This is a genomic window from Kutzneria sp. NPDC052558 (assembly GCF_044547355.1).
Classification (GTDB): domain Bacteria; phylum Actinomycetota; class Actinomycetes; order Mycobacteriales; family Pseudonocardiaceae; genus Kutzneria.
This window is the reverse complement of sequence record NZ_JBIUAG010000063.1, coordinates 1-22,139: the sequence shown is the minus strand read 5'-3', so window position 1 is coordinate 22,139 and position 22,139 is coordinate 1. Positions and strand designations below refer to the sequence as shown.

The 22,139-nt window shown below is 70.6% G+C and carries 20 protein-coding genes; 11 read left to right on the top strand and 9 right to left on the bottom strand.

What is annotated here, in order from left to right; translation table 11 throughout:
- Positions 1–349: 349 nt before the first annotated feature.
- Positions 350–2,521 (top strand): discoidin domain-containing protein, encoded by a 2,172-nt coding sequence (locus tag ACIG5F_RS48455; RefSeq protein WP_396527156.1) that lies wholly within the window; start codon positions 350–352, stop codon positions 2,519–2,521.
- A gap of 42 nt (positions 2,522–2,563) precedes the next feature.
- On the opposite strand, the gene ACIG5F_RS48450 is transcribed toward ACIG5F_RS48455, so the two are convergent.
- The 4 genes from ACIG5F_RS48450 to ACIG5F_RS48435 all read right to left on the bottom strand — a co-directional run bounded on the left by ACIG5F_RS48450 (position 2,564) and on the right by ACIG5F_RS48435 (position 5,264).
- Complete coding sequence (locus tag ACIG5F_RS48450) at positions 2,564–2,941, bottom strand: VOC family protein (RefSeq protein ID WP_396527155.1); 378 nt, start codon at positions 2,939–2,941, stop codon at positions 2,564–2,566.
- Between the two features lie 14 nt (positions 2,942–2,955).
- Positions 2,956–3,327 (bottom strand): SgcJ/EcaC family oxidoreductase, encoded by a 372-nt coding sequence (locus tag ACIG5F_RS48445; RefSeq protein ID WP_396527154.1) that lies wholly within the window; start codon positions 3,325–3,327, stop codon positions 2,956–2,958.
- The gene (locus tag ACIG5F_RS48440) at positions 3,324–3,875 is read right to left on the bottom strand and encodes a hypothetical protein (RefSeq protein WP_396527153.1); all 552 of its coding nucleotides are present in this window, start codon (positions 3,873–3,875) and stop codon (positions 3,324–3,326) included. The genes ACIG5F_RS48445 and ACIG5F_RS48440 overlap by 4 nt, the downstream gene beginning before the upstream one ends.
- 213 nt (positions 3,876–4,088) lie before the next feature.
- Positions 4,089–5,264, bottom strand: a complete 1,176-nt coding sequence (locus tag ACIG5F_RS48435) for a PucR family transcriptional regulator (RefSeq protein WP_396527152.1) — start codon at positions 5,262–5,264, stop codon at positions 4,089–4,091.
- Between the two features lie 119 nt (positions 5,265–5,383).
- On the opposite strand from ACIG5F_RS48435, the gene ACIG5F_RS48430 reads away from it, so the two are divergent.
- Positions 5,384–6,544 (top strand): alpha-hydroxy-acid oxidizing protein, encoded by a 1,161-nt coding sequence (locus tag ACIG5F_RS48430; protein ID WP_396527151.1) that lies wholly within the window; start codon positions 5,384–5,386, stop codon positions 6,542–6,544.
- 26 nt (positions 6,545–6,570) lie between these two features.
- On the opposite strand, the gene ACIG5F_RS48425 is transcribed toward ACIG5F_RS48430, so the two are convergent.
- Positions 6,571–7,755, bottom strand: coding sequence for a M48 family metalloprotease (locus ACIG5F_RS48425; protein WP_396527150.1), 1,185 nt, complete (start codon positions 7,753–7,755; stop codon positions 6,571–6,573).
- Between the two features lie 64 nt (positions 7,756–7,819).
- Between ACIG5F_RS48425 and ACIG5F_RS48420 the strand changes: the two genes are divergently transcribed.
- Entirely contained in the window at positions 7,820–8,380 is a 561-nt protein-coding gene (locus ACIG5F_RS48420; protein ID WP_396527149.1) for a TIGR00730 family Rossman fold protein, read from the top strand.
- Between the two features lie 81 nt (positions 8,381–8,461).
- Entirely contained in the window at positions 8,462–10,123 is a 1,662-nt protein-coding gene (locus ACIG5F_RS48415; protein WP_396527148.1) for a hypothetical protein, read from the top strand.
- On the opposite strand, the gene ACIG5F_RS48410 is transcribed toward ACIG5F_RS48415, so the two are convergent.
- From ACIG5F_RS48410 to ACIG5F_RS48400, 3 genes are read right to left on the bottom strand one after another with little or no spacing between them, the layout of a single operon-like run.
- Positions 10,120–10,725 carry a DUF3105 domain-containing protein gene (locus tag ACIG5F_RS48410; RefSeq protein ID WP_396527147.1) on the bottom strand — a complete coding sequence of 202 codons (606 nt, stop codon included), beginning with the start codon at positions 10,723–10,725 and terminating at the stop codon, positions 10,120–10,122. The two genes, ACIG5F_RS48415 and ACIG5F_RS48410, sit on opposite strands and share 4 nt — an antisense overlap.
- On the bottom strand, positions 10,722–11,942 hold the full coding sequence (locus ACIG5F_RS48405; protein ID WP_396527146.1) for a hypothetical protein: 1,221 nt from the start codon (positions 11,940–11,942) through the stop codon (positions 10,722–10,724). Before ACIG5F_RS48405 ends, ACIG5F_RS48410 begins: the two co-directional genes overlap by 4 nt.
- Positions 11,939–12,973 (bottom strand): HesA/MoeB/ThiF family protein, encoded by a 1,035-nt coding sequence (locus ACIG5F_RS48400; protein ID WP_396527145.1) that lies wholly within the window; start codon positions 12,971–12,973, stop codon positions 11,939–11,941. Before ACIG5F_RS48400 ends, ACIG5F_RS48405 begins: the two co-directional genes overlap by 4 nt.
- Positions 12,974–13,254: 281 nt before the next feature.
- Here ACIG5F_RS48400 and ACIG5F_RS48395 point away from each other — a divergent pair, with 281 nt between their 5' ends.
- The 4 genes from ACIG5F_RS48395 (at position 13,255) to ACIG5F_RS48380 (ending at position 17,478) form a co-directional block, all read left to right on the top strand.
- A complete protein-coding gene (locus tag ACIG5F_RS48395) occupies positions 13,255–14,172 on the top strand; it encodes a hypothetical protein (RefSeq protein WP_396527144.1) in 918 nt (305 codons plus the stop codon).
- A gap of 130 nt (positions 14,173–14,302) precedes the next feature.
- Positions 14,303–15,010: a G1 family glutamic endopeptidase gene (locus tag ACIG5F_RS48390; RefSeq protein WP_396527143.1), complete on the top strand. Its 708-nt coding sequence runs from the start codon at positions 14,303–14,305 to the stop codon at positions 15,008–15,010.
- 176 nt (positions 15,011–15,186) lie between these two features.
- On the top strand, positions 15,187–17,022 hold the full coding sequence (locus tag ACIG5F_RS48385) for an FUSC family protein (protein WP_396527142.1): 1,836 nt from the start codon (positions 15,187–15,189) through the stop codon (positions 17,020–17,022).
- 84 nt (positions 17,023–17,106) lie between these two features.
- Complete coding sequence (locus tag ACIG5F_RS48380) at positions 17,107–17,478, top strand: ClpX C4-type zinc finger protein (RefSeq protein ID WP_396527141.1); 372 nt, start codon at positions 17,107–17,109, stop codon at positions 17,476–17,478.
- On the opposite strand, the gene ACIG5F_RS48375 is transcribed toward ACIG5F_RS48380, so the two are convergent.
- The gene (locus tag ACIG5F_RS48375; RefSeq protein ID WP_396527140.1) at positions 17,455–17,817 is read right to left on the bottom strand and encodes a hypothetical protein; all 363 of its coding nucleotides are present in this window, start codon (positions 17,815–17,817) and stop codon (positions 17,455–17,457) included. The genes ACIG5F_RS48380 and ACIG5F_RS48375 overlap by 24 nt on opposite strands.
- Before the next feature lie 116 nt (positions 17,818–17,933).
- Here ACIG5F_RS48375 and ACIG5F_RS48370 point away from each other — a divergent pair, with 116 nt between their 5' ends.
- From ACIG5F_RS48370 to thrS, 3 genes are all read left to right on the top strand, one after another.
- The gene (locus ACIG5F_RS48370; RefSeq protein ID WP_396527139.1) at positions 17,934–18,731 is read left to right on the top strand and encodes an alpha/beta fold hydrolase; all 798 of its coding nucleotides are present in this window, start codon (positions 17,934–17,936) and stop codon (positions 18,729–18,731) included.
- A 110-nt stretch (positions 18,732–18,841) separates the two neighbouring features.
- Positions 18,842–20,686 (top strand): gamma-glutamyltransferase, encoded by a 1,845-nt coding sequence (gene ggt / locus ACIG5F_RS48365; RefSeq protein ID WP_396527138.1) that lies wholly within the window; start codon positions 18,842–18,844, stop codon positions 20,684–20,686.
- Positions 20,687–20,769: 83 nt separating this feature from the next.
- A complete protein-coding gene (gene thrS / locus ACIG5F_RS48360; protein ID WP_396527137.1) occupies positions 20,770–22,038 on the top strand; it encodes a threonine--tRNA ligase in 1,269 nt (422 codons plus the stop codon).
- Positions 22,039–22,139 lie beyond the last annotated feature (101 nt).

The following is a 22,139-nucleotide window of genomic DNA, read 5'->3' as shown; positions in this document are numbered from 1 at the left end:
GCCAGACCGCCCTGCTCATCCAGGACATCCTGCGCTGCTGGGCCGGGGCCTGCGTGCTATGCCAACGAAACCTTCCTCCCTAACAAAGTACTGTTCAACGTGAGGAAGGGCCCCTTCATGACACCGAACGTCATGAAGGGGCCCTTCCTGGCGTTGAACGAGAGGATCGGTCCCTTGATCTTGGGGTGACGCGCTGCCGACCGAGGGGTTGTCGGGGATTTGCGGGTACTCGTCGGGCTCTTGCGGCCAAGTGTCGTAATTCGTATAGTCCGGTGCACGTGGTCTCGCACCCTGCCTCGCGGGACCAGGAAGCGAGCAGTCGATGAAGCCTGCCCACCCTGTATTTGGCATGCCCGTATTGCTGGCCGCGACCCTGATCGCCTCGGGGGCCGCACTGGTGGCCGGGGCCGTTCCCGCCGCGGCGGCCACCTGCCCGACCACCGCGTCCGGCGGCGCGTCGGTCCCGTTCCGAACGGTGGAGGCCGAGTGCTCGGCCACCAACGGCGCGGCCGTCGGCCCCGACTACACCCAGGCCAGCCTGGCCTCCGAGGCGTCCGGCCGACAGGCCGTGCGCATCGGGCAGGGCCAGTACGTCGAGTTCACGCTGCCGGCCGCGGCCAACTCGATCAACGTCCACTACAGCCTGCCCGACGGCAGCTCCGGCCGGCTTTCCGTCTACGTCAACGGAACCAAGCTGAGTAGCGGCTTATCCGTGACATCCCGCTACATGTACATCGACACCGGCTGGATCCCGGGCGCGAAGAACCATCACTTCTTCGACGACTCGCGGCTGCTGCTTGGCCAGAACCTGGCCGCCGGGGCCAAGGTCCGGGTGCAGGCCGACGGCGGCGACGTCAGCCAGGCCACCATCGACCTGGCCGACTTCGAACAGGTCGGCGGGGCCGGCGCGCAGCCGGCCAACTCGCTGTCGGTGACCGACTACGGGGCCACCGCCAACGACACCTCCGACGACTCGCAGGCCTTCCGCAACGCCATCACCGCGGCCAAGTCGCAGGGCAAGTCGGTATGGATCCCCAGCGGCCGGTTCGAGATCCCGTCCGCGCTCGCGGTCGACCAGGTGACCATCACCGGCGCCGGGCCGTGGTACACCACCTTGCACGGCAACAACATCTTCAACAACGGCGGCGCGTCGGGCAACATCAAGCTGTCCAACTTCGCCATCTTCGGCGACGTCACCGAACGCAACGACGGCAGCCCGGACAACGGCTTCCACGGCGTGCTGGGCGCCGGGTCCTCGGTGCAGAACCTGTGGATCCAGGACACCAAGTGCGGCCTGTGGCTGATGAACGGGGCGTCCAGCAACCTGACCATCAGCAACAACCGGATCATCGACACGATGGCCGACGGGATCAACTTCGACGGCGCGGTGACGAATTCCACGCTGTCCAACAACTATCTGCGCAACAACGGCGACGACGGCCTGGCCCTGTGGTCCAACGGGCAGGCCGACTCGGGCAACTCGCTGACCAACAACACCGTGGTGCAGCCCAATCTGGCCAACGGGATCGCGCTCTACGGCGGCTCCAACAACACGGTCAGCGGCAACCTGGTGCAGGACACCAACGCCCTGGGCGGCGGCATCCTGGTGGCCAACCGGTTCAGCAGCGTCCCGCTGAGCGGCACGATCACCGTGTCCAACAACACCACGCTGCGGGCCGGGGCGCTGGATCCCAACTGGCAGTTCGGGGTCGGCGCGCTCTGGTTCGACGCCCGCGACCAGGCGATCACCGGGGTGGCCATCAACGTCACCAACTTCAAGGCGATCGAGAGCCCGTACGAGGCGATCCAGTTCATCGACGGCAACGGCGCCGGCAAGGTCATCCAGGGCGTCACCATCAACGGGGCGACCGTGCAGGGCGTCGGCACCTTCGTGCTGCAGTCGCAGACCCAGGGCACGGCCTCGGTCAGCAACCTGACCGCCAGCGGCGTCGGCGTGGTCGGCACCTACAACTGCCCGTACCCGACGTCCATCCCGAAGATGACGTTCACCGGCTCCGGCAACAGCGGCTACAGCGGCACCTGGGGCGACTGCTCGACGTGGCCGCCGCCCAACTCCGGCCCGCCGGCGCCGCCGACCTCGGGCAGCAACCTGGCCAAGGGCAAGGCGATCTCGGCCAGCGGCTCGCAGGGCGGCTTCCCGCCCGGCAACGCCAACGACGGCGACGCCAACACCTATTGGGAGAGCACGAACAACGCCTTCCCGCAGACGCTGACCGTCGACCTCGGCCAGGGGTACTCGGTCAACAAGGTGGTGCTGAAACTGCCGCCGTCCTCGGCATGGGGCGCCCGCACCCAGACGCTGACCATCCAGGGCAGCAACGACGGCAGCTCGTGGTCCACCCTGGTCGCGTCCCGCGGCTACACGTTCGATCCGGCGTCGGGCAACACCGCGACCGCCACGTTCGGCGCGACCACGCAGCGGTACGTGCGGCTGACCATCACCGCGAACACCGGCTGGCCGGCCGGCCAGATCTCGGAGTTCGAGGTCGACATGGCGTGAAACGGTTACGGGGCCGCACTTCTCGGTGCGGCCCCGTAGCTGTCATTCCTGTTCGCCCGGCGGCAGGTAGCCGTGGCCCGACAGGTCGAACCAGTTGCCCTCGGGGTCGATGGCCCGGTACTCGGCGAACGGCCGGGTGGTGTGCCGGACGGCCGGCTTGGGCAGGCCGGCCTCGACCAAGGTGGTCATCGCCCCCTCGACGTCGTCCACGTGGAAGCCGAAGTGGTTGAAGCCGGTGGGCACGTCCCCGTCCAGGGCCTGCTGGATGATGGCCAGGTTGATGTAGCCGTCGGTGAGGAACTGGCTGCCGTCGGGGTCGGTGTGGAAGATCCGCATCCCGAACTGGTCCCGGTAGAAGTGGGCCAGCTTGACCGCGTCCCGGGCGGTGAAGGCGAGATGGCGCAGCTTGGCGGTGGGCATCGGTGCTCCTGGAGTCAGCTGGCGGGAACCATGTTGTGGAAGGCCGTGATCAGCCATGCGCCGTCACGGCGCTCGACCACGGCCTGGGCGTGCGTGCGCACGAGCCGGGCGGTTTCTGAGTCCACTGTGGACGCCACGTGCACGACGGCGGCGTCGGCGCTGACGATCCTGACCGCCGGCTCTTCCACGCCGAGCGTGGTGCCGCGGAACCGGGACTCGAACAGCGTCTGATGGCTCTTGGCCACGGCCTCCCGGCCCTGCTGGTGCTCGCCGCGCACGTTCACGAAGTCGACGTCCGGCGCGAACACCGCGGCGAACCGCTCGCCGGAGCCGGCGGCCCAGCCCTCGGCCATACGCTGCCACAGCGCCTTGATCTCGTCGCTCATGCCGCCACCGCCTCGGTGCAGAGCTTCAGCGCCGCGCCGTCCGGCCCCCAGGCCTCGACGCTGTAGCTGGTCAGTCCGTTGATCTGCTCCAGGTAGCAGATGATGTTGACCGGCCAGCCGGCCGCGCCGAACACGTGCTCGTCCATCGGCGTCGGCCGGGAGGACAGCCGGCAGGCCCGCTCGGCCGGCACCCGGGTGATGCGGTGCCAGTCCGGGTGCATGTGGATGGAACCGAGGATGTCGAGACCGGCCCGGTCCGCCTCGCGGTGGATGCGCAGCAGGTCGGCCGGATCCAGCCAGTAGCCGCGGTCGGTGTTCTCGTAGGCGCTGCCGAACCTCGGCACGATCGTGGCGGCGAACTCCTCCACCGCCGCCGAAGAGGTGGTGCGGGCGTTGGCGCCGAAGGCGATTCGCCGCACGTGGCTGACCTGTGGCGTCGAATCGCCCAGCAGGACAGCGAAACAGGGTAGTGGGTGGTCGGCCGTCAGCGTCTTGTACACCGGCAGCGCGGTGGCCAGGAAGCGCTGGACGACCTGCGGACAGATCACCACAGCAGGGGTGGGATGACTGGGCATTCGGGAATTCACTCCAACCGGGAACCACATCGGTTCGATCGAGGATGCCGCATGTTCGCCCGCGGTTACTTCAGAGTTCGGTCAGAGATGTTTGCAGTCAAACGAATGGGACCGAATGGTTGACATTTAAACAAGCCGCCGCGACCTTGATCAGGCGTTCGGCCCAACCGCTGCCGGCACGCGGCCTCAGCTAACGGGCGGATGCCCTGCTCCCGCAACGCAACCGCGCATTCGCCGGACCGCCACCGCTGCCCGCAGCATCGGCAGATCGGTCGGGCGGCTCGGGTCCAGACCGGTGAGCCGGCCGATCCGGCGCAGGCGGTTGTCGACGGTGTTGGGATGCACGCCGAGGGCGGTGGCGGTGGCATTGCGGCGCAAGCCGGTGTCGAGGTAGGCGTCGAGAGTGCGCAGCAGGTCCTCGTCCACCGGGTCGAGCGCGGCGGCAAGACGGGCGCTGGCCTCGGTCGGTCGCGTGAGCTGGTATTCGAGCAGCACGTCGTCGAGCCGGTAGACGCCGGGCTGGCGGCGGGTTTTCACCGCCACCTCAAGGATTTCGTGCGCGAGCCGGACCGCCTTGGGCACCTCGGACGGCGTGGCGGTCTCGACGGCGACGGTCACGTCCGCGCCGGTTGCAGCGGTGAGGCGGGCGTGCGGGACATCGGCGACCGGCAGCAGGGCGATGCCGCCGGTCGGGGACAGCGCCGTCAACACCTCGTCGCGGCCCAGCCGACCCAACTCCAGTCGTACGCGCCGAACCTTCCGCCTGGCCGCCATGACGTGGTCGACGCCGGGCTGCGACTCGTCGGGATGCGGCCCGATGGCCAGCGCGGCGACCGTGTAGCGCTCGCGGAGCCGGATGCCGGCGCGGTGGGCGGCGTCGGTGGCGTCGCCGCCGTCGACCATGGCGGCCAGCAGCGCGGCCCGAGCCGCCTGGGTCTCGCCGGCCGTGCTCTCCCGATGCTCCAGGAATCCGGACGCGATCGCTTGGCACAGAACGTGTTGGAAGGTCAACAGCGCGCCGAAGAACCCGATCAGCTCCGGCCGGTCGGCCCGATCCAGCTCGGGCCGCAGGTGGGTGACGCACTCCTGTAGGCCCAGCAGATAGGCGTCGAGGATGGCCTCCATCGGGATGCCCTCCTCGCCCCGGGCGATCGCCGAGCCGCGGGCCTGCGCCATCAGCTCGGACGCCGGCACGCCGCCGTGGGGCAGCGACTCGACAAAGCCGCGCAGCACCCGCTCGGTCATCGGCCGGACATCCCCGGTCAGCGCCTCGACCGGCATCGAGCCGTAGGTCGGCAGCCGCTCCACCAGGCTCTCCAGCACCCGGTCCACCAGCGCCGGGAGGTCCACGTCCGCCAGCATCGCCACCTCCCGTTGTGACCCGTCACAACCATATCGCCGTCGGACTGGGTGAATTCGCCGTGCGACCGCCCGGCCATCTGGTGGAGGATTGTGAAGGACACCAACCAGGAGGGTTCGGCATGGCCTTCGGCGACTTCCAGTTCGAGATCTACTTCGGTGGCCTGCGCGGCGAGCTGCCGTCCCTGCCGATGAAGTTCGAGGACCTGGAGGCGCGGGCCGTCGAGGCGATGCCGCCCGCGCTGGTGTCCTACGTGGCCGGCGGGGCCGGGGACGAGCACACCCAGCGCACCAACGTCACGGCGTTCCGGAAGTGGGGGCTCATGCCCCGCATGTTCGTCGGGGCCAAGGAACGGAACCTGTCCGTCACGCTGTTCGGGCTGACGCTGCCGTCACCGCTGTTCATGGCCCCGATCGGCGTGCTCGGCCTGTGCGCCCAGGACGGCCACGGCGACCTCGCCGCCGCCGACGCCGCCGCCCGCACCGGCGTGCCGCTGACGTTGTCCACGCTCACCGAGGATCAGCTGGAGGACGTCGCCCCACGGCTGGGCGACACCCCCGGCTTCTTCCAGCTCTACACGCCCACCGACCGGGAACTGGCGGAGAGCCTCGTGCACCGGGCCGAGGCCGCCGGGTACAAGGCGATCATCGTCACCCTCGACACGTGGATCCCCGGCTGGCGGCCGCGGGACCTGACGCTGGGCAGCTTCCCTCAGCTGCGCGGGCGCTGCCTGGCCAACTACACCTCCGACCCGGTGTTCCGGGCCCGCCTCGGCCAGGACCCCGCCGCCGACCCCATGGCCACCGTCGGCCTGTGGGCCCAGCTCTTCGGCAACCCCCTGACCTGGGACGACCTGCCGTGGCTGCGGTCCATCACCTCGCTGCCGCTGATCGTCAAGGGCATCCAGCACCCCGACGACGCCCGCCGGGCCCGCGACGGCGGCGTGGACGGCATCTACTGCTCCAACCACGGCGGCCGTCAGGCCAACGGCGGCATCCCCGCCCTCGACTGCCTGCCCGGCGTGGTCGCCGCCGCCGACGGCCTGCCCGTGCTGTTCGACTCCGGCGTCCGCTCCGGCGCCGACGTCGTCAAGGCCCTCGCCCTGGGCGCCACCGCCGTCGGCCTCGGCCGGCCGGTGGCGTACGGCATGGCCCTGGGCGGGGCCGACGGCGTCGTGCACGTGCTGCGCTCAGTGCTGGCCGAGGCCGACCTGACCATGGCCGTCGACGGCTACCCGACGCTGGCCGACCTCACCGCCGACGCCCTCCGCCGGGTCGACTGACCCACCACCTTGTTCTTCTACGGAGGTCAGGGGTGGGGCTTGTCGGCCGGGGGCTCGTCCTTGCCGGTGTCGCCGGCCGGGGGCTCGTCGGAGGCGGACCGGGCATCGTCAGCCGGCGGAGTGTCCGAGGCTGACGGGGCGTCGGCAGGCGGCTGGTCGGTGGGCGGCTGGTCGGTGGGGCGGGGGGTGGTGAACCGGGACCAGACCTTGCCGGCGGCGTCGGAGATCACGCCGCCGACCTCGTTGAGGAACTTGGCCAGCGGATCGGTGGTCTCGACGAAGGCGTCACGGTAGGACTTGGCGGCCGACTTGACGTCGTCGGTCCACTGGTTGTGGGGCTCGTCGGTGCGCTGGGGGTAGACGCCGGCGAGGATCTGGCGGTAGTCGCCGTTGTCGACCCACTTCCGCAACTCGGCGGCGCGCACCACGGCCAGCGGGTGGGTCTCGCCGACCACGTTCATGAGCTTGAAGACGCTGTCCCGGATGTCGCCTTCGGCCTCGTACTCGCGGGCCTGCTCCAGGAAGGCCTCGATGTCCACCTCGGACGGATCGACGGCGCCGGCCAGCAGCACGTGGGCGCGCAGCGCGGTCTCGGGGTTCTGCACGCAGAGCAGGCCGGCCCGGTCGGCGGACAACTCGGCCTTGCGGTACCACTCGGACAGGGCGGCCAGCACGGCGCGCACGGCCCAGAAGCCGACCGGCATCCACGACATGTTGTAGGCCAGCTCGACCAGGCGCAGCAGCATCGTCCGGTACAGCGCGTGACCGGACAGCACGTGCCCGACCTCGTGGCCGATGACGAACCGCAGCTCCTCGGCGTCCAGCGCCTCCACCATGCCGGTGGTGATCACGATGAACGGCTCGTCGAGGCCGATCGCCATGGCCTTGGGCTGCGGATCGCGCTCCACGTACAGCTCGGGCGCCGGGCTGACGTCGAGGATCTCGGCGCACTCGTTGCGGATCTTGTCCAGCGCCGGGTACTGGCGCGGGCCGACCCGGATGGACGAGGCCCGGTGCCACAGCCGCTCGCGGCGCTCGCCGAACGCGCCGTTGACCGCCCGTAGCACCTGGGCGAAGCCCGGCACCGAGCGCAGCGTGGTCAGCGCGCCGCGGTCCGCCGGGTGTTCGTACGCTCGCGGGCTGATACCCGGGAAGCGCACCCGGCCCTCGCTGAGGGCCACCGCACCGGTCGAGTCATCCGCAGAAGTCACCTCACCACAGTAGCCACGGCGGCCGCGAGGGGTGGCGGAATCGGCTGATCGTTAGGATCGGCCCATGCGGATCTGCGTTTTCTGTGGTTCGGCCAACGGGCGAGAGGTGCACCTGGAGGCGGCCCGCCTGGTCGGCCGGACGTTGGCCGAGCGGGGCATCGGCGTGGTCTACGGCGGCGCGAAGGTGGGCACGATGGGCGCGGTCGCCGACGCCGCGCTGGCCGCCGGCGGCGAGGTGATCGGTGTCATCCCCGAGAGCCTGGTCGACTGGGAGGTCGCCCACGACGGCCTGACCGAGCAGCACATCGTCGACGGCCTGCACGCCCGTAAGGCGCTGATGGCCGAGCTGTCCGACGCCTTCATCACGCTGCCCGGCGGCGTGGGCACGATGGAGGAGCTGTTCGAGGTCTGGACCTGGGCCCAGCTGAGCCTGCACAGCAAGCCGGTCGGCCTGCTGGACGTGGACGGCTTCTACGAGCACCTGCTGCGCTTCACCGACACCATGGTGGAGACCGGTTTCCTGCACAAGCGGTCCCGCGACGTGCTGCTGGTGGACCGGGACCTGTCGGCGCTGCTGGAGAAGTTCGCCGACTACCAGCCGCCGGCGAGCAAGCGGGAAGGCTAGGGGGTGTCCCCTAGCGTTCGGGTGACTTGAGTCGAATCGCGACCTTCCGCTGCCACACTGGACAGTGGGAGGTGCGTCGCCATGAACACCCCTGGATTCCCGGTTTCCGCCGTCCGTCCCTACTTCTCGGTGGTCGTCCTCGAGGGCGAGGACTTCGCCGGCCTCACCGAGTTCCTGGCCGCCTCGGGCCGTGGCGACGTCGTCGCCCGGCACGAGACGCCGGATCTGGTGGCGTTCGTGCGCCGCCGCGAGGACCCGCCGACCTGGGCCGGCCCCGAAGCCGGCTTCGTCGACGTGACCCACCAGCTCACGATCGTGGTGCGGCGCGGCGGTTTTGTGGTGGTGTGCACCGACAAACCCAGCCAGGAGCGGTTGCAGACCTGGCTGGACCGGCAGTCCTCGCTGCGGCGCTATCCGTCCGAGGTGCTGGAGAGCGCGCTGATCCGGGGCGAGGTGAAAAACCTGTGGCTGCGGGGAATTCACCGCCGCACCAGCGTGAAGGCCGACGGCAAGGTGCTCAGCGGCAGCGCGGTGGAGCAGACGCTGAGCCCGCACGAGGACGGCTCCTACGTGGCCGGCTCGGCCAGGGCGGCGCTGCCGATGCGGCCGGATCTGCTGCTGCTCAAGGGAAACGCCGGGACAACGCCGCGTAACGCCTTGGTGTGGCTGAGCCAGCGGGCCGACTTCGAGACGTTCACGGCGATGGCCGCGGAGCTGCTCGACCTGTTGGAGGAGGCGCGGGCCCAGGGCGCCGAGCGGCCCGATTTTCTGGCCATGCTGGCCAGTCCGGCCGACATCGGCGAGGTGCGCGAGGCCTTCGAGGTGATCGTCGAGGACCCGGACACCCTGCCGCCCGGCTCGCTCAGCGAGGAGCTGCGGGAGCTGGCACTGTCCATCCGGGACGATCCCCCGGCCGTCACCGGCTTCCCGGACTCGGCCGCGTTCGTGCTCGACGGGGCCGAGGTCACCCCGGAGCCGGCCGGCGACAAGATCCGGCTGGGCGGCGAGTCGCCGATACTGGACACCGATCTGCTCACCGTCTACTACCAGTCCGGCCACTCCTACAGCCGCGGCCGCTTCTGGCAGGCCCGCGCCCCCGAATATCCGTTCCGCAACTGGCGCTTCGAGGACTTCCAGGGCTGGGACGTCCGGCGGGAGAAGCCGCGGGCCGACTCGCCGCAGCAGATCCACGACCGCGTCGGCAGCGACAACTCCCTGTTCGACTGGGTCGCCCGGCACTACGACCACGGCTGGCTGATCTGCGACGACGGACCGGGCGAGGTCGCCGACTTCCTGCACATCTCGGCCGGCCGCACGCTCAGCCTGATCCACGTGAAGTCGGCCAAGAGCCACTCCCGGGTCCGGGACGTGTCGGCCGCCGCCTACGAGGTGGTGGTCAGCCAGGCGGTGAAGAACCTCATCTACGTCAGCCGCGGCCATCTCCGGCCGCAGCTGTCCCGGCCCCCGGTCCGCAGCCCCGCGTCGTGGATCGACGGCCGCCGGGTCCGCGGCCGCCGGGACTTCCTGCGCCAGCTCGACGCCCGCGTGGCCACCGACGACATGCGGGTGGTCATCCTCCAACCGCACGTCACCCAACGCGTCTACGACCAGCTGCGCGGGCCGGCCGGCCGCGGCTCCCCCGAGCTGATGCGGCTGCACCTGTTGGAGTCCATGCTCAACTCGGCCCGCCAGTCGGCCACCGGCCTCAACGCCGACCTGGAGGTGATCGCCAGCAAGGACTAGCAGCAGCCGCAGGCGCAGGCGGTGCACCCACCGGCGAGTGCGAGGGCCTGGCGGGATTTCGGGACCCAGCCGTGGTTGTAGCGGCCGGCGAGGGCGTCGACGAAGCCGAGGACGGCCGAGCGGTCGGCGGCGTCGAGGTTCTCGATGCGGCCCCAGGCGGTGAGGGCGATCCCGTGCGACAGGGCGGGATAGGGCGCGAGCACGATGTCGCGGGGACGCTCGCGGGCCAGCGCCTGAAGGACCGCGACCTGGGCGGCGGGGGTGTCGCTCGCGTAGAGCACGTCCACGTGCCCGTGTTCGAGCGAGTGCACAGCCAGTTCATCGGGCACTGGCGAGCTGTAGATGCCGGGCGGGGCGGCCCACGGCAGGTGCGCGCCGGACGTGGGCGGCACCGAGTTGTAGGGGGCGTGCGGGGCGCCCTCGTAGGCGATGTGCGGACTGTCGAGGGTCGGCACCTCACGCCCGGGCAGCCCGGTCCGGTCGGCCGGTGGCGGCTCCTCGGCCGAGGAGCCGACGAACACCGGCGCCCAGTTCGTCCGGGAAGCCAGCACGCCGCCGGCCAGCACCGCCACCACCAACAGCAGGTACAGCGCGCGTGTCATGCCACGGCCCTCTTCCTTCTCCGTTCCCGGATCGCGATGACGACCGGCGACACGAACCGCGACACGGTGATCAGCGCCGGCACGGCCGCCTGGGCGAACGCGGCGGAGAACACCGGCGCGCCGCCGACCCCGTAGAAGACCCAGCCGCTGACCACGAACAGGCCGGGCAGCCAGAAGTTCACGAAGACGTAGGCCAGAAACCCCATCAGGACCACGTACACCGGCCCGTACCAGCGGGCGACCTGTCGGTCCCTGGCCGGCATGTCGTCCAGCCGCCGCCGCTGCTCGGGCTTGAGGCCGACCAGCGCCGACCGCACGTGCAACTTGGTCGTCTCCAACAGGTTCCGGCAGCCCAGCGCCGCCGACAGCAGCAGGTAGCCGTCCGTGCGCAGGCAGATCAGGCACTGGAACACGATCGACAGCACCTGGCTGAGCACCAGCGCGGCGAGGAAGCGATCGGCCAGCGGGGACAGGAATCCCCCGCTGCCGTTGGCCACGCGCAGCGCCAGGATCACGCCCAGCAGCGTCACGTCGAAGGCCATGCCGGCGGCCAGCGGCCCGAGCCGACGGCGACGCGGCAGCGACCACATCAGGCCCAGGTCGGTCTGCATCACCACGATGAACGCCCGGCGGCTGAAGGTGGTCCGGGCGTTCACGCCCTCGGCGCGGGCGCCCAGCCAGTGCCAGTACTCGTGCACCATGGCCAGCAGAATGCCCAGCACCAACGAGATTCCCAGGCACACCGCGGGATTCGGGGTGAACATGAAGTCCTCGAAGGCCGGCCGGTAGTCCGGCAGGGCCAGCAGCGCCCCGGCCGACCAGAGCGCGGCCAGCAGGTAGACGGTCCAGGCCGTGCGGCCGAACAGCAGCCGGGCCCGCTCCGGTCGGACGGAAGTCCACCAGCGCCGGGGAAACTGCTGTGTCCGCGGCCGGACCGACCGCCCGTCGACGCTGTCGACCAGCCCCGACTCGATCAGCGTCTCGACGAACTCGACCAGGTCCACCGGCTCGCCGGCGATCTCCGAGACCTCGCGGGCGGCCTCCCCGACGGTCTGGTCGGCCGACAGCGCCTTGATCGCCGTCACGCCGATCTCGGGCAGGGACACGAAACTGCCGGTCGCCGGATCGCCGACGACGTACTCGTCGCCGTCCTCCACAGTGGACAGTTCGGGGAAGCGGACCAGGCTCTGGGCGGTCACCGCCAGCGTGGCGGTCACTCCAGGTGTCCGCAGGTCGGGCAGTCCGGCAGCCGGTCCCATTCCCGGTGCACGGCCGTCTCGCCGCTGACCAGGTCGATCAGCCAGAGCCGGCCCAGCGACACCGGCGGCGCGAACCCGGTCAGCAGCCGCAGCGCGTCCATCGCCATCATGCCGCTGATCACCGCGGCCATCGGCCCCATGGCCCGGTTGACCTTGCCGACGGGCGCGCTCCAGGTCAGCCGGGCCGGCGCGTTGTCCTTGCAGTCGATGCAGCCCTGCCGGCCGGGAATGAAGCCGTAGTACGTGCCGCGGGAGGCCCACATGCCGCCGGTCAGCATCGGCGCCCCGGCCGTCACGCAGGCGCGGCCGACGATGTTGCGGATGCCGGCCGGCTTGTCTATCCCGCACAGCACCAGGTCCGCGCCGTCGATCAGCGGCAGGATGTGCCCCGGTTCGGTGACCCACTGGCTGACGCCGTCGATGCGCAGCTCCGGGTTGACCGCGCGGGCCCGGGCCAGCGCCCGCTCCAGCTTGGGCTGCCCGACGTCCTCGGTCGTGTAGAGGAACTGCCGGGTCAGGTTCTTGATCTCGACATTGTCGTTGTCCACCACCGTGAGCCGCCCGACGCCGGCGCCGGCCAGGCTGAGCAGCAGCGTCGATCCCAGGCCGCCGACGCCCAGCAGCACGACATGGGCGTCACGCAGCCGTTGGTGCATGTCCAGCGCGCTGGTGTCGAGCGAGGCGAAGGTGCTGAAGAAGGCCAGGTTGCTGGCGTACCGGTCGAGCTCCGGGCCGTAGTGCTCGGCGTCGGCGTCGACCAGCAGATCGTTGGCGTCCAAGGCTTTGACCGCGGCCTCGATGTCCGGTTCGGACAGTCCCGGCAGCGCGGCGTGGATCTGCGCGAGGTCGTGTTCGCCGTCAAGCAGCGTCAGCAGGGCCTCGACCTGGCCGTCCTCGTCGGACAGTTCGAAGTAGACACCCGGTTCGCGCTTGAGCTCCAGCACGCCGTCGGTGCGGATCAGGTGGAACGGCTTCAGTCGCGGCCGCATGGTCGCCCCCTCCGGTGACGGCCGGCCGGGACGGACCCGGCCGGCGCTCAGGTCAGCTCTCCGGCTCTCCGGTGCAGTTCTCGCAGCTCTGGGTCGCGACCAGCTCCTCGACCTTGCGAACCTTGATCGTCATAGCGCTCACCTCCTCGGCCGGAAAGCTACGTCCGCCCCGTTCCCGGGAGACAGGGAAGCGAATCGGGAAAAACCGGGACAAATTCCCGGGTCCGGTTCCCTACCGTCGGCCCTGGCCGGACCGTCGGGGCCGGCTCTACGGTCGGCGGATGGACCACCAGCTGGCCGCCGCGCTGGAGTCGGGGTCGTTCGCGCACGGGCTGCGGACGGCGATCCGGTTGCGGGGCCTGACCTTGGAGCAGGTGCAGCACGAGCTGGCCGACCGGGGCGTCGTGGTCAGCGCGGTGACGCTGAGCTACTGGAGCCGGGGCCGCAGCCAGCCGGAGCGGGCCCAGTCGATCCGGGCGGTGCGGCTGCTGGAGGACATCCTCGACACGCCGGCCGGCGGGCTGACCGGGATGCTGGCCCCGCCCCGGCCGCGCGGTCCGCGGCGGGCGCACGTGGCCGTGAGCATCGACCGGCAGCGGCTGTGGACCGAGGCCCACCGGCTGGACCGGGTGATGGCGCAGCTGGGCACCCTCGACGAGGAACGGCTGTGCCTGCTGTCCGTGCACGACCGGTTCCAGCTGGACGAGCACCGCCGGCCGGCGCGGCTGTCGATCACCGAGGTGGTGCGGGCCCAGCGGGACCGGGTGGACCGGGCGCTGGTGATCTTCCAGGGCCGGGAGCTTGGGCGCACGCCGCGACTGTCCGTGGTGCGCGGCGGCTGGCCGGGGCGGGTCCGCACCGACGAGGAAGCCGGTTTCCTGGTCGCCGAGGTGATGTTGGACCGGGTCATCGACCGTGACGAGACGGCCGTCGTCGAATGCGCGCTCCAGTACAGCGGGGAACCGGAGACGATGACCGACTACGACCGGCGGATGGCGTACGCCGCCCGTGGTTATCTGCTGGAGGTGGAATTCCATCCGACCGCCCTGCCGGTCCGTTGTTACACCACCACCCGGCCCAGCGTCGAGAACACCCGGCGGGACGTGCGCGAGCTGACGCTGGGCGGCGCACCCCACGCCCACCTGGCGTTGTTCGACGTCGAGCCGGGCATCCACGGCCTGCGCTGGGAATGGGAATAACAGTTTCAAACAGAATTCGGCGATCACCGAAACACAGTGTCCCGCGATGCGGGCGGCTCGCTTGTCCTGATTCGATCCGTGCCAATACCGTCCGTCTTCCCTGCATTCGAAAGACGGAGAGTTCCCTGCCATGCACGCATCCCTTATCGCCCTGGCCCTGGGCGCGTCCCTGCTCGCGCCGGCCCAGGCCGCCCCGGTCGGCGCGCCGGCCGGCCACGTCGCCGCCAACCGCACCAACGACCACTGGAGCGGCTACTCCGCCCACTCCGACACCTACAGCTCGGTGTCGGCCAGCTGGATCGAGCCGACCGTCGACTGCCGCACCGGCGGCGAGGTCGTGTTCTGGGTCGGCCTCGACGGCGACGGCAACGACAACGTCGAGCAGACCGGCACGCATGTGCTGTGCCGCAACGGAACGGCCATCCACACCGGCTGGTGGGAGACCTATCCCTGCTACAACATCATCGACTACGGCCACGTCGTCCGGCCCGGCGACAAGATCGACGCCACCGTGACCGACAACGGCAACGGCGCCTACCGGCTGTACCTGCGGGACGAGACCCAGGGCTGGACCGAGCAGCCGAACAAGCGGGCCTGCTCCGGGGCGGGGGACGTGTCGGCCGAGGTGATCACCGAGACGCCCATCTACTCCACCGGGCCGTCCGCGCTGGCCAACTTCGGCACCGTCACCTACACCGACGTCACCATCGACGGCCAGCCCCTGAGCAGCGCCGGCCCGCAGGCCATCACCATGGCCCGCCACGGCCACAACATCGACACCACCTCCGCCATCACCGCCGGCACCCGCTTCTTCAACACCTGGCTGGCCACCAGCTGATCCCCCACGAGTCCCGCTCAGCAACACACCGAATGCACATTTCCCGCAGTTTCGAAGGCCACATGTGGCGCACATTCGACTCCCAGCGCCACATGTGGACCGAAAAGCCGGGGGCGCGTGCGGGGGTGGGGGCGGGTGGTCACGGGGGGTGGGGGCGGGGTCGATAGATTCGAGGGGTGAAGGCACTGGCCCAGGGTGCGGGCTTCCTCGTGGTGATCGTGATCGTGGTCGGCGGGGCTGCCGGCGTCGGGGCCGCGCTGGGCCTCGGCGGGGTGTCCATCCTGGCCGGACTGACCGCTCTGTTCTGCTTCATCGCGGCCAACGGCGGCCCGCTGCGAGCGGACCTCAAGTTGCTGGCGGGGTTCGCGCCGGTGGTGGTGATCGGCGGGGCGCTGCCGCGGCTGCTGGGCGAGGTCTCGCACGTGGCCGGGGCGGCGGCGCTGGTGGTCGTGGTGTTCGTGGCCGCGCTGCTGCCGGTGTTCGGCACGCGCTTCGTGACCGTCGGCCTCGGGCTGGGCATGGCGTCGGTGTTCGGATTCGGCTTCCAGATCACCGGCGGGGCCAGCGGCTGGCAGATCATCGGGGCGCCGGCGGTGGCGGTCGCCGTGGTGATCATCCTGCGCACGCTGATGGGCCTCAGCGACCCGGACAAGCCGACCCGGACGGCGCTGGCCGACGTGCTGACGGCGCACAACCCCACCGCGGCGGAGCGGGCGGCCCGGGTGTGGCTGGTGGACCGGCCGCGGGCGTGGCAGTCCCGGGTGCTCAGCGCGGGGGCCCGGTTCCGCGCGACGGTGGGCGTCCTCAAGGGACGTCGACGCGCCCTGCCGGCCGACCAGGCCGAGGCGCTGACCGAGGTGATCGAGGCGGCCGACGCCCAGATGGCGACGCTGGCCGAGGCGGTCAAGGCCAAGTCCACTCCGGACGACCTGCCGCCGGTCACCCGGGTGCGGGCCAAGGTGGCGCTGCCCGGGGCGACCGGCCGGCTGGTCGACGACCTGTGGCGGATGCTGGAGTCGGTGCACGCCGCGGTCACCGCCCGCGATCAGTCCACTTCGGACTTTCCCCGCCATCTGCTCCGGCAGGTGCTGCGGCGGGAGCTGGAAGGCGCGTTCTCGTGGCGTTCGGCCCAGCTGCGGCACGCGATCCGCTGCGCGCTGGGCATGGCCATCGCGCTGGCGGTGGCCTCGTTCCGGCCCGGCGACCCGCTCACGGTGTCGTTCCTGATGACCACGTTCGCGATCATGCAGCCGGAGTGGCGGGACACGCTGACCAAGGCGTGGCAGCGGGTCGGCGGCTCGTTGGCCGGCGCGGCGGTGCTGGCGCTGGTGCTGTGGCTGCTGCCGCAGTCGGCGCTGCTGCCGATCGCGTTCGTGGCGCTGCTGATCGGCTTCCCGTTCATGCAGACGCAGCCGATGTTGTTCAACGGCTGCATGGTGTTCCTCAGCGTCGGCATGAACGCCTCGACCCGGCACCTCGACCCCGTGCACACGCTGATCGAGTACGTGCTGCTGATGGCCGGGGCGGTGGCGATCGGCCTGCTGTTCGGCTTCCTGGCGGTGCCGGGCGTGCCGCGGCCGCCGCTGAGCGCCCGGCTGGCGGACGCGACCACGGAGCTCCAGCGCCTGCTGCGCCTGGTGGCGAACCTGCTGCGCGGCGACGAGGTGCTGGGCCGCGCGGTCGGGGTCCGGTTCCGGGAGGCGGCGCGGGCGCACCAGAACCTGATCGCGCCCGAGCCGGGCAGCAAGGCCCCGGCCGCCGATCAGCAGGAGGCCCTGGACGAGGCCAGCGAGGGCCTGCGTGGCCTGACCGGCTCGGCGCTGGCGCTGTTCCGCCTGGGCAACACCGCTCCCGGCCTGGCCGACTTCGCCGCCGACGCCGCCCGGGCGCTGGACGACGGCGTCGAGCCGCCGGAGCCGCCGACCGGTCTGGACGACGAGCAGCGGCTCATCGCCGACATGGTCGTCGCCGACCTGCTCCGCGTGCAGAATGCCCGACCGGTGCTCGCCTGACCCGAGTGTCAGGCGGGGCCTGACAAAGCGTCCTCCTCTGCGCTAGCGTGTCAGACACTACCTGACACGACGGGGGAGGATCCCATGCTCAACTGCTCGTTCTGCACGAAGAGCCAGGACGACGTCGAGAAGCTGATCGCCGGACCGGGCGTCTACATCTGCGACCGGTGCGTCGACCTGTGCGTGCACATCATCGCCAACGAGAAGTCCCCGGGCCGGGTGCCGGAATGGTCCGAGATGTCCGACACGCAGATGCTCGACCGGCTGCCCCGCATCGCCAGCACTGTGGCCCAGGTCGAGAATGGCATGGACGAGTGGGTCGGCGAGCTGCGCCGGCGAGGCGTCACCTGGGTCCGCATCGGCGAGAAGCTGAGCATGACCAGGCAGTCCGCGTGGGAGCGGTTCACCAAGGCGCCGGCCAGCGAGGACCCGTCAGTGGAGGATGGGACCGAGTAGTCCCCCGTCGTCCTCGCTGGTCGTCGTGGTGGTGGGGGTCGTCGGCTTGGGCGGCTTCGGCTTGGTCGGCTTGGTCGTGGTGGTGGTCGACGACGGCTCGGTGGTCGTCGTGGTGGTGGTCGTCGTGGTCGTCCGCGACGAGGTCCGGGAGGTTCTGGTCGGTCTGGGCTGGGCCACGGGCGCGGGGGCCGCCGGGTCGGTCGTCGTGGTGGTGGTCTGCACGGGGGCGGCGGGCTGGCCCTGGAAGTCGGTTGTCGCCGGCGGCGGCATCTTGACCAGGGCCATGCCCAGCACCACTCCGGCGATCGCGGACACCACGAGCGCGGTGCTCGCGCTCATCATCCGGTCGAACGGGGTACTCGCGGCCCGGCTCACTGTTCTCGCGCCCTCCCACTAGTGGTTCACCAGGGCATACGCGCCCGATCGGGCAGCGGTTCAGGGGTTAGCCTGATCATGTGGCACAGGGGCGGATCACAGTTGACGGCGGGGAAATCCACTACGAGACGGCGGGCGCCGGCAGCCCGGTGGTGCTGCTGCACCTCGGCACGCTGAGCATGGCGACCTGGGATCGTGAATTCGAGCTGTTGGCGGCCGAGCACACGGTCGTCCGCTACGACGCCCGCAACCACGGGCAGTCGTCGACAGCCACCGGGCCGTGGTCCAACCACGACGACCTGCGGCTGTTGCTGGACGGTCTCGGCATCGGGCGGGCCACGCTGGTCGGCGAGTCGCTGGGCGCGCGGACGGCCATCGACTTCGCCCTGACCTGGCCGGACCGGGTGGAGCGGATGCTGCTGGGCGGGCCGGGATGCAGCGGCATGACCCACCGCGACCCGTTCATCGTCGACCAGCTGGCGCGCATGCGGGCCGCCCGCAGTGTCGAGGAGCTCGTGGAGCCGCTGCTGCGGATGTGGGTGGATGGCCCGGCTCGCACTCCGGAGCAGGTCGACCCCGAGGTGCGGGCGCTCTGCCACCGACTCGGGACCGAAACCATCTCCCGGCACGCGAAGGGGTGGGCCGGCGAGCCGGTCGAGGTCGGCGCGCTGGACCGAATGGCCGAGCTGACCATGCCGGTCACCGTGGTGCTGGGCGAGCTGGACTCCTCGGACATCTACGACGTGGTCGAGCGGATCACCGAGGACGCGCCGCGGGCCGAGCTGGTCACGATTGCGAACACCGGGCACGCGGTGAACCTGGAACAGCCCGACCGCTTCGCCGAGATCCTTCACGCGGTCGTCTCAAATGGACGGTGAGGGCGGGCCCTTCACCGGTTCGCAGTAGTGTGACCCGGCCGCAAGCCTGGTCAGTACCGCGCGGGTGCGGGTAGAACATGGAGACCCTGTCCTAGAGCGGAAGGATCGCCATGCGACTACGCCGCGGCGTCAGCTCGGTATTGTCCGTCGGGCTCGTGGCCGGCCTCACCCTGGTGGCGACGGCCGCACCCGGCTCGGCGCGGCCGGCCCCGGTCAAGCACCCGGTCGCGCAGGGCTACTTCGGGGCGGTCGTCTCGGACACGGCGGCCTCCACCCAGGCCGGCATCGACGTGCTGCGCCGGGGCGGCACCGCCGCCGACGCCGCGGTCGCGGTGGCGGCCACGCTCGGCGTCACCGACCCGTACGTGGCCGGCATCGGCGGCGGCGGATTTCTGGTGTACTACGACGCCAGGACCCACCAGGTGTCCACAATAGACGGTCGCGAGACCACCCCGGCGGCCGACGGCCAGAACATGTTCCTGGATCCGGCCACCGGCAAGCCCTACGCGTTCCCGACCGCGGTGACCAGCGGCCTGTCCGTGGGCGTGCCCGGCAACCTGGCCGCGTGGCAGAAGGCGTTGCAGCGCTGGGGCCGGTTCAGCCTGGCCGAGAACCTCAAGCCGGCCGAGGAGGTGGCCGACCGCGGCTTCGTCGTGGACGACACGTTCCGCGAGCAGACCCGGGAGAACGCCTTCCGGTTCACCCAGTTCTCCTCCACCGCGGCCCAGTTCCTGCCCGGCGGCGAGCTGCCGGTCGTCGGCTCCACCCTGCGCAACCCGGACCTGGCCAACACCTACCGGGAGATCGGCCGCAAGGGCATCGGCGCGTTCTACGGCGGCGACATCGGCCGTGACCTGGTCGACACCGTGCAACACCTGCCGCTGGCCCCGGGGGCCACGCTCAAGCCGATCACCGGGCCGATGCAGCTGTCCGACCTCAGCTCGTACCAGGCGCTGGACACGCAGCCCACGCACGTGAACTACCGCGGCTACGACGTGTACGGCATGGCCCCGTCCTCCAGCGGGGGCATCACCGTCGGCGAGGCGCTGAACATCCTGAACACCTTCGACCTCAAGGACATGGACAAGGTCCAGGCCCTGCACCACTACCTGGAGGCGACGCGGCTGGCCTTCGCCGACCGCAACCGCTACATCGGCGACGCCCGCTACGTCTCCGTGCCGCAGCAGCAGTTGCTGTCGCCGCAGTTCGCCGCCAGCCGCGCCTGCCTGATCAACCCGGCCAAGGCCGGCGCCAGCCCGGTCGCCCCGGGCAACCCGTCGTCGCCGGTCCCGTGCGCCACCACGCCGGCCGCCTCGACCAGCGACCAGGAGAACCACACCAACCACTTCGTGGTGTCCGACGCCTACGGCAACGTGGTGTCCTACACCAACACCATCGAGGAGCTGGGCGGCGCCGGCATTGTCGTGCCGGGTAGGGGTTTCCTGCTCAACAACGAGCTGACCGACTTCAACTTCGCGCCCACGCAGGGCTCCGCGCCCGACCCGAACCTGCCGGCCCCGGGCAAGCGGCCGCGCTCCAGCATGTCGCCGACGATCGTGCTGCAACACGGAAAGCCGTTCCTCGCGGTCGGCTCCCCCGGCGGCTCCACGATCATCACCACCGTGCTCCAGATCCTGATGAACCGGATCGACCTGGGCATGAACCTGGCGGACGCGATCGCCGCGCCGCGGGCCTCGCAGCGCAACAGCGCCACCACCACGGCCGAGCCGGCGTTCATCGCCGCCGCGACCACACCGGGATTGCAGGCGCTGGGCCAGACGTTCGCGGTCAACGACACCTCGCCGCTGGATCCGACGATCAAGATTCCGCCGACCATCGGCGTGGCCTCCGGCCTGGAGTTCAAGCCGGGCGGGCGGGTCATCGCGGCGGGCGAGCCGTCGCGGCGCGGCGGAAGTGCCGCCGCTGTCGTGTTGCCGACGTGCTACTGTGATTGACATGCAGCGCGCCAACGTCACGACGACGCCGGACACGGTCCCGGCGCGCTGATCGATACTTCGCAGCGAAAGCCCCGGGGCGAGTGCCCCGGGGCTTTCGCGTTGCCGGTCACTCGCCTCACGCAGACGAGGAGACCACCATGCAGGATCACCGCAAGCTCGGCCGGGAACTGGGCCTGTTCGACACCGATCCGTTGATCGGCGCGGGTTTGCCGTACTGGCTGCCCGACGGCGCGGCCGTGCGGCACGTGCTGGAGGAGTACGTGCGGGACCTGGAACGCCGGGCCGGGTACCGGCACGTGCATTCGCCGATCATGGGCAAACGCGCGCTGTACGAGCAGTCCGGGCACTGGTCGCACTACAACCACGACATGTTCCCGCCGATGGAGGTCGGCGGCGAGCAGATGGTGCTGCGGCCCAGTCTTTGCCCGCACCACGCCCTGATCTACCGGTCACGGGCGCACAGCTACCGTGAACTTCCCTTGCGCATGGCCGAAATCGGCGGCATGTACCGGGCCGAGCTGTCCGGCGTGCTGGGCGGCCTGTCGCGGGTGCGGGCCATCCAGCTCAACGACGCACACGTGTTCTGCACTCCCGACCAGGTGCTCGACGAGGCCAGGGCCGCGCTGGAGCTCATCCAGCGGGCGCACCGGGATCTCGGCATCAAGCCTGTGCGCTACCGGTTGTCGCTGCGGGGCGACGGCGGCAAGTACGTGGACAATCCCTCGATGTGGCAACGATCCGAGGACCTGCTGCGGGAGGTGTTGTCCGGCATCGACCACGAGGAGGCCGTCGGCGAGGCCGCCTTCTACGGTCCGAAGATCGACATCCAGATCGCCGACAGCGCCGAGCGGGAGTCCAGCATCTCCACCGTGCAGATCGACCTGCACCAGCCCGAGCGGTTCGACCTGAGCTACATCGGGCCCGACTCCGCCCGGCACCGGCCCGTCATGGTGCACCGCAGCCTGATCGGCAGCATGGAGCGCTGCATGGCCCATCTCATCGAGGTCTACGGCGGCGCGTTCCCGGCGTGGTTCGCCCCCGTGCAGCTGGCGATCCTGCCGGTGAGCGACGAGGAGCTGGCGGCGGCTGCCGTCGTGGAGCAGCGCTGCCTGGATCTCGGTCTGCGGGCGGAAGTCGTTGGGGCGGAACGGGGTTCCCTCGGCGCGCGGATCCGTGAGTCGCGGCTGGCACCGTACCAGGCGGTGATCGGGGCCAAGGAGGTCGCCAACGAGGAGGTCGCCCTGCGGCTGCGCGACGGCCGCCGCCTCGACCCGCTTTCCGTCGACGAGGCCCTGGCCCGCATCAGCGCCCTCGTCACCGCGCATTCCCTGGCCCTCTGGCCACGCTAGAAAACCGTGTCATGAAGGGCCCCATACTGACGTTGAACCTGGATCCACCGTTGATCTTTGATGGTGATCTTGGTGGCTGCGGGATGGTCGAATGGCCATGC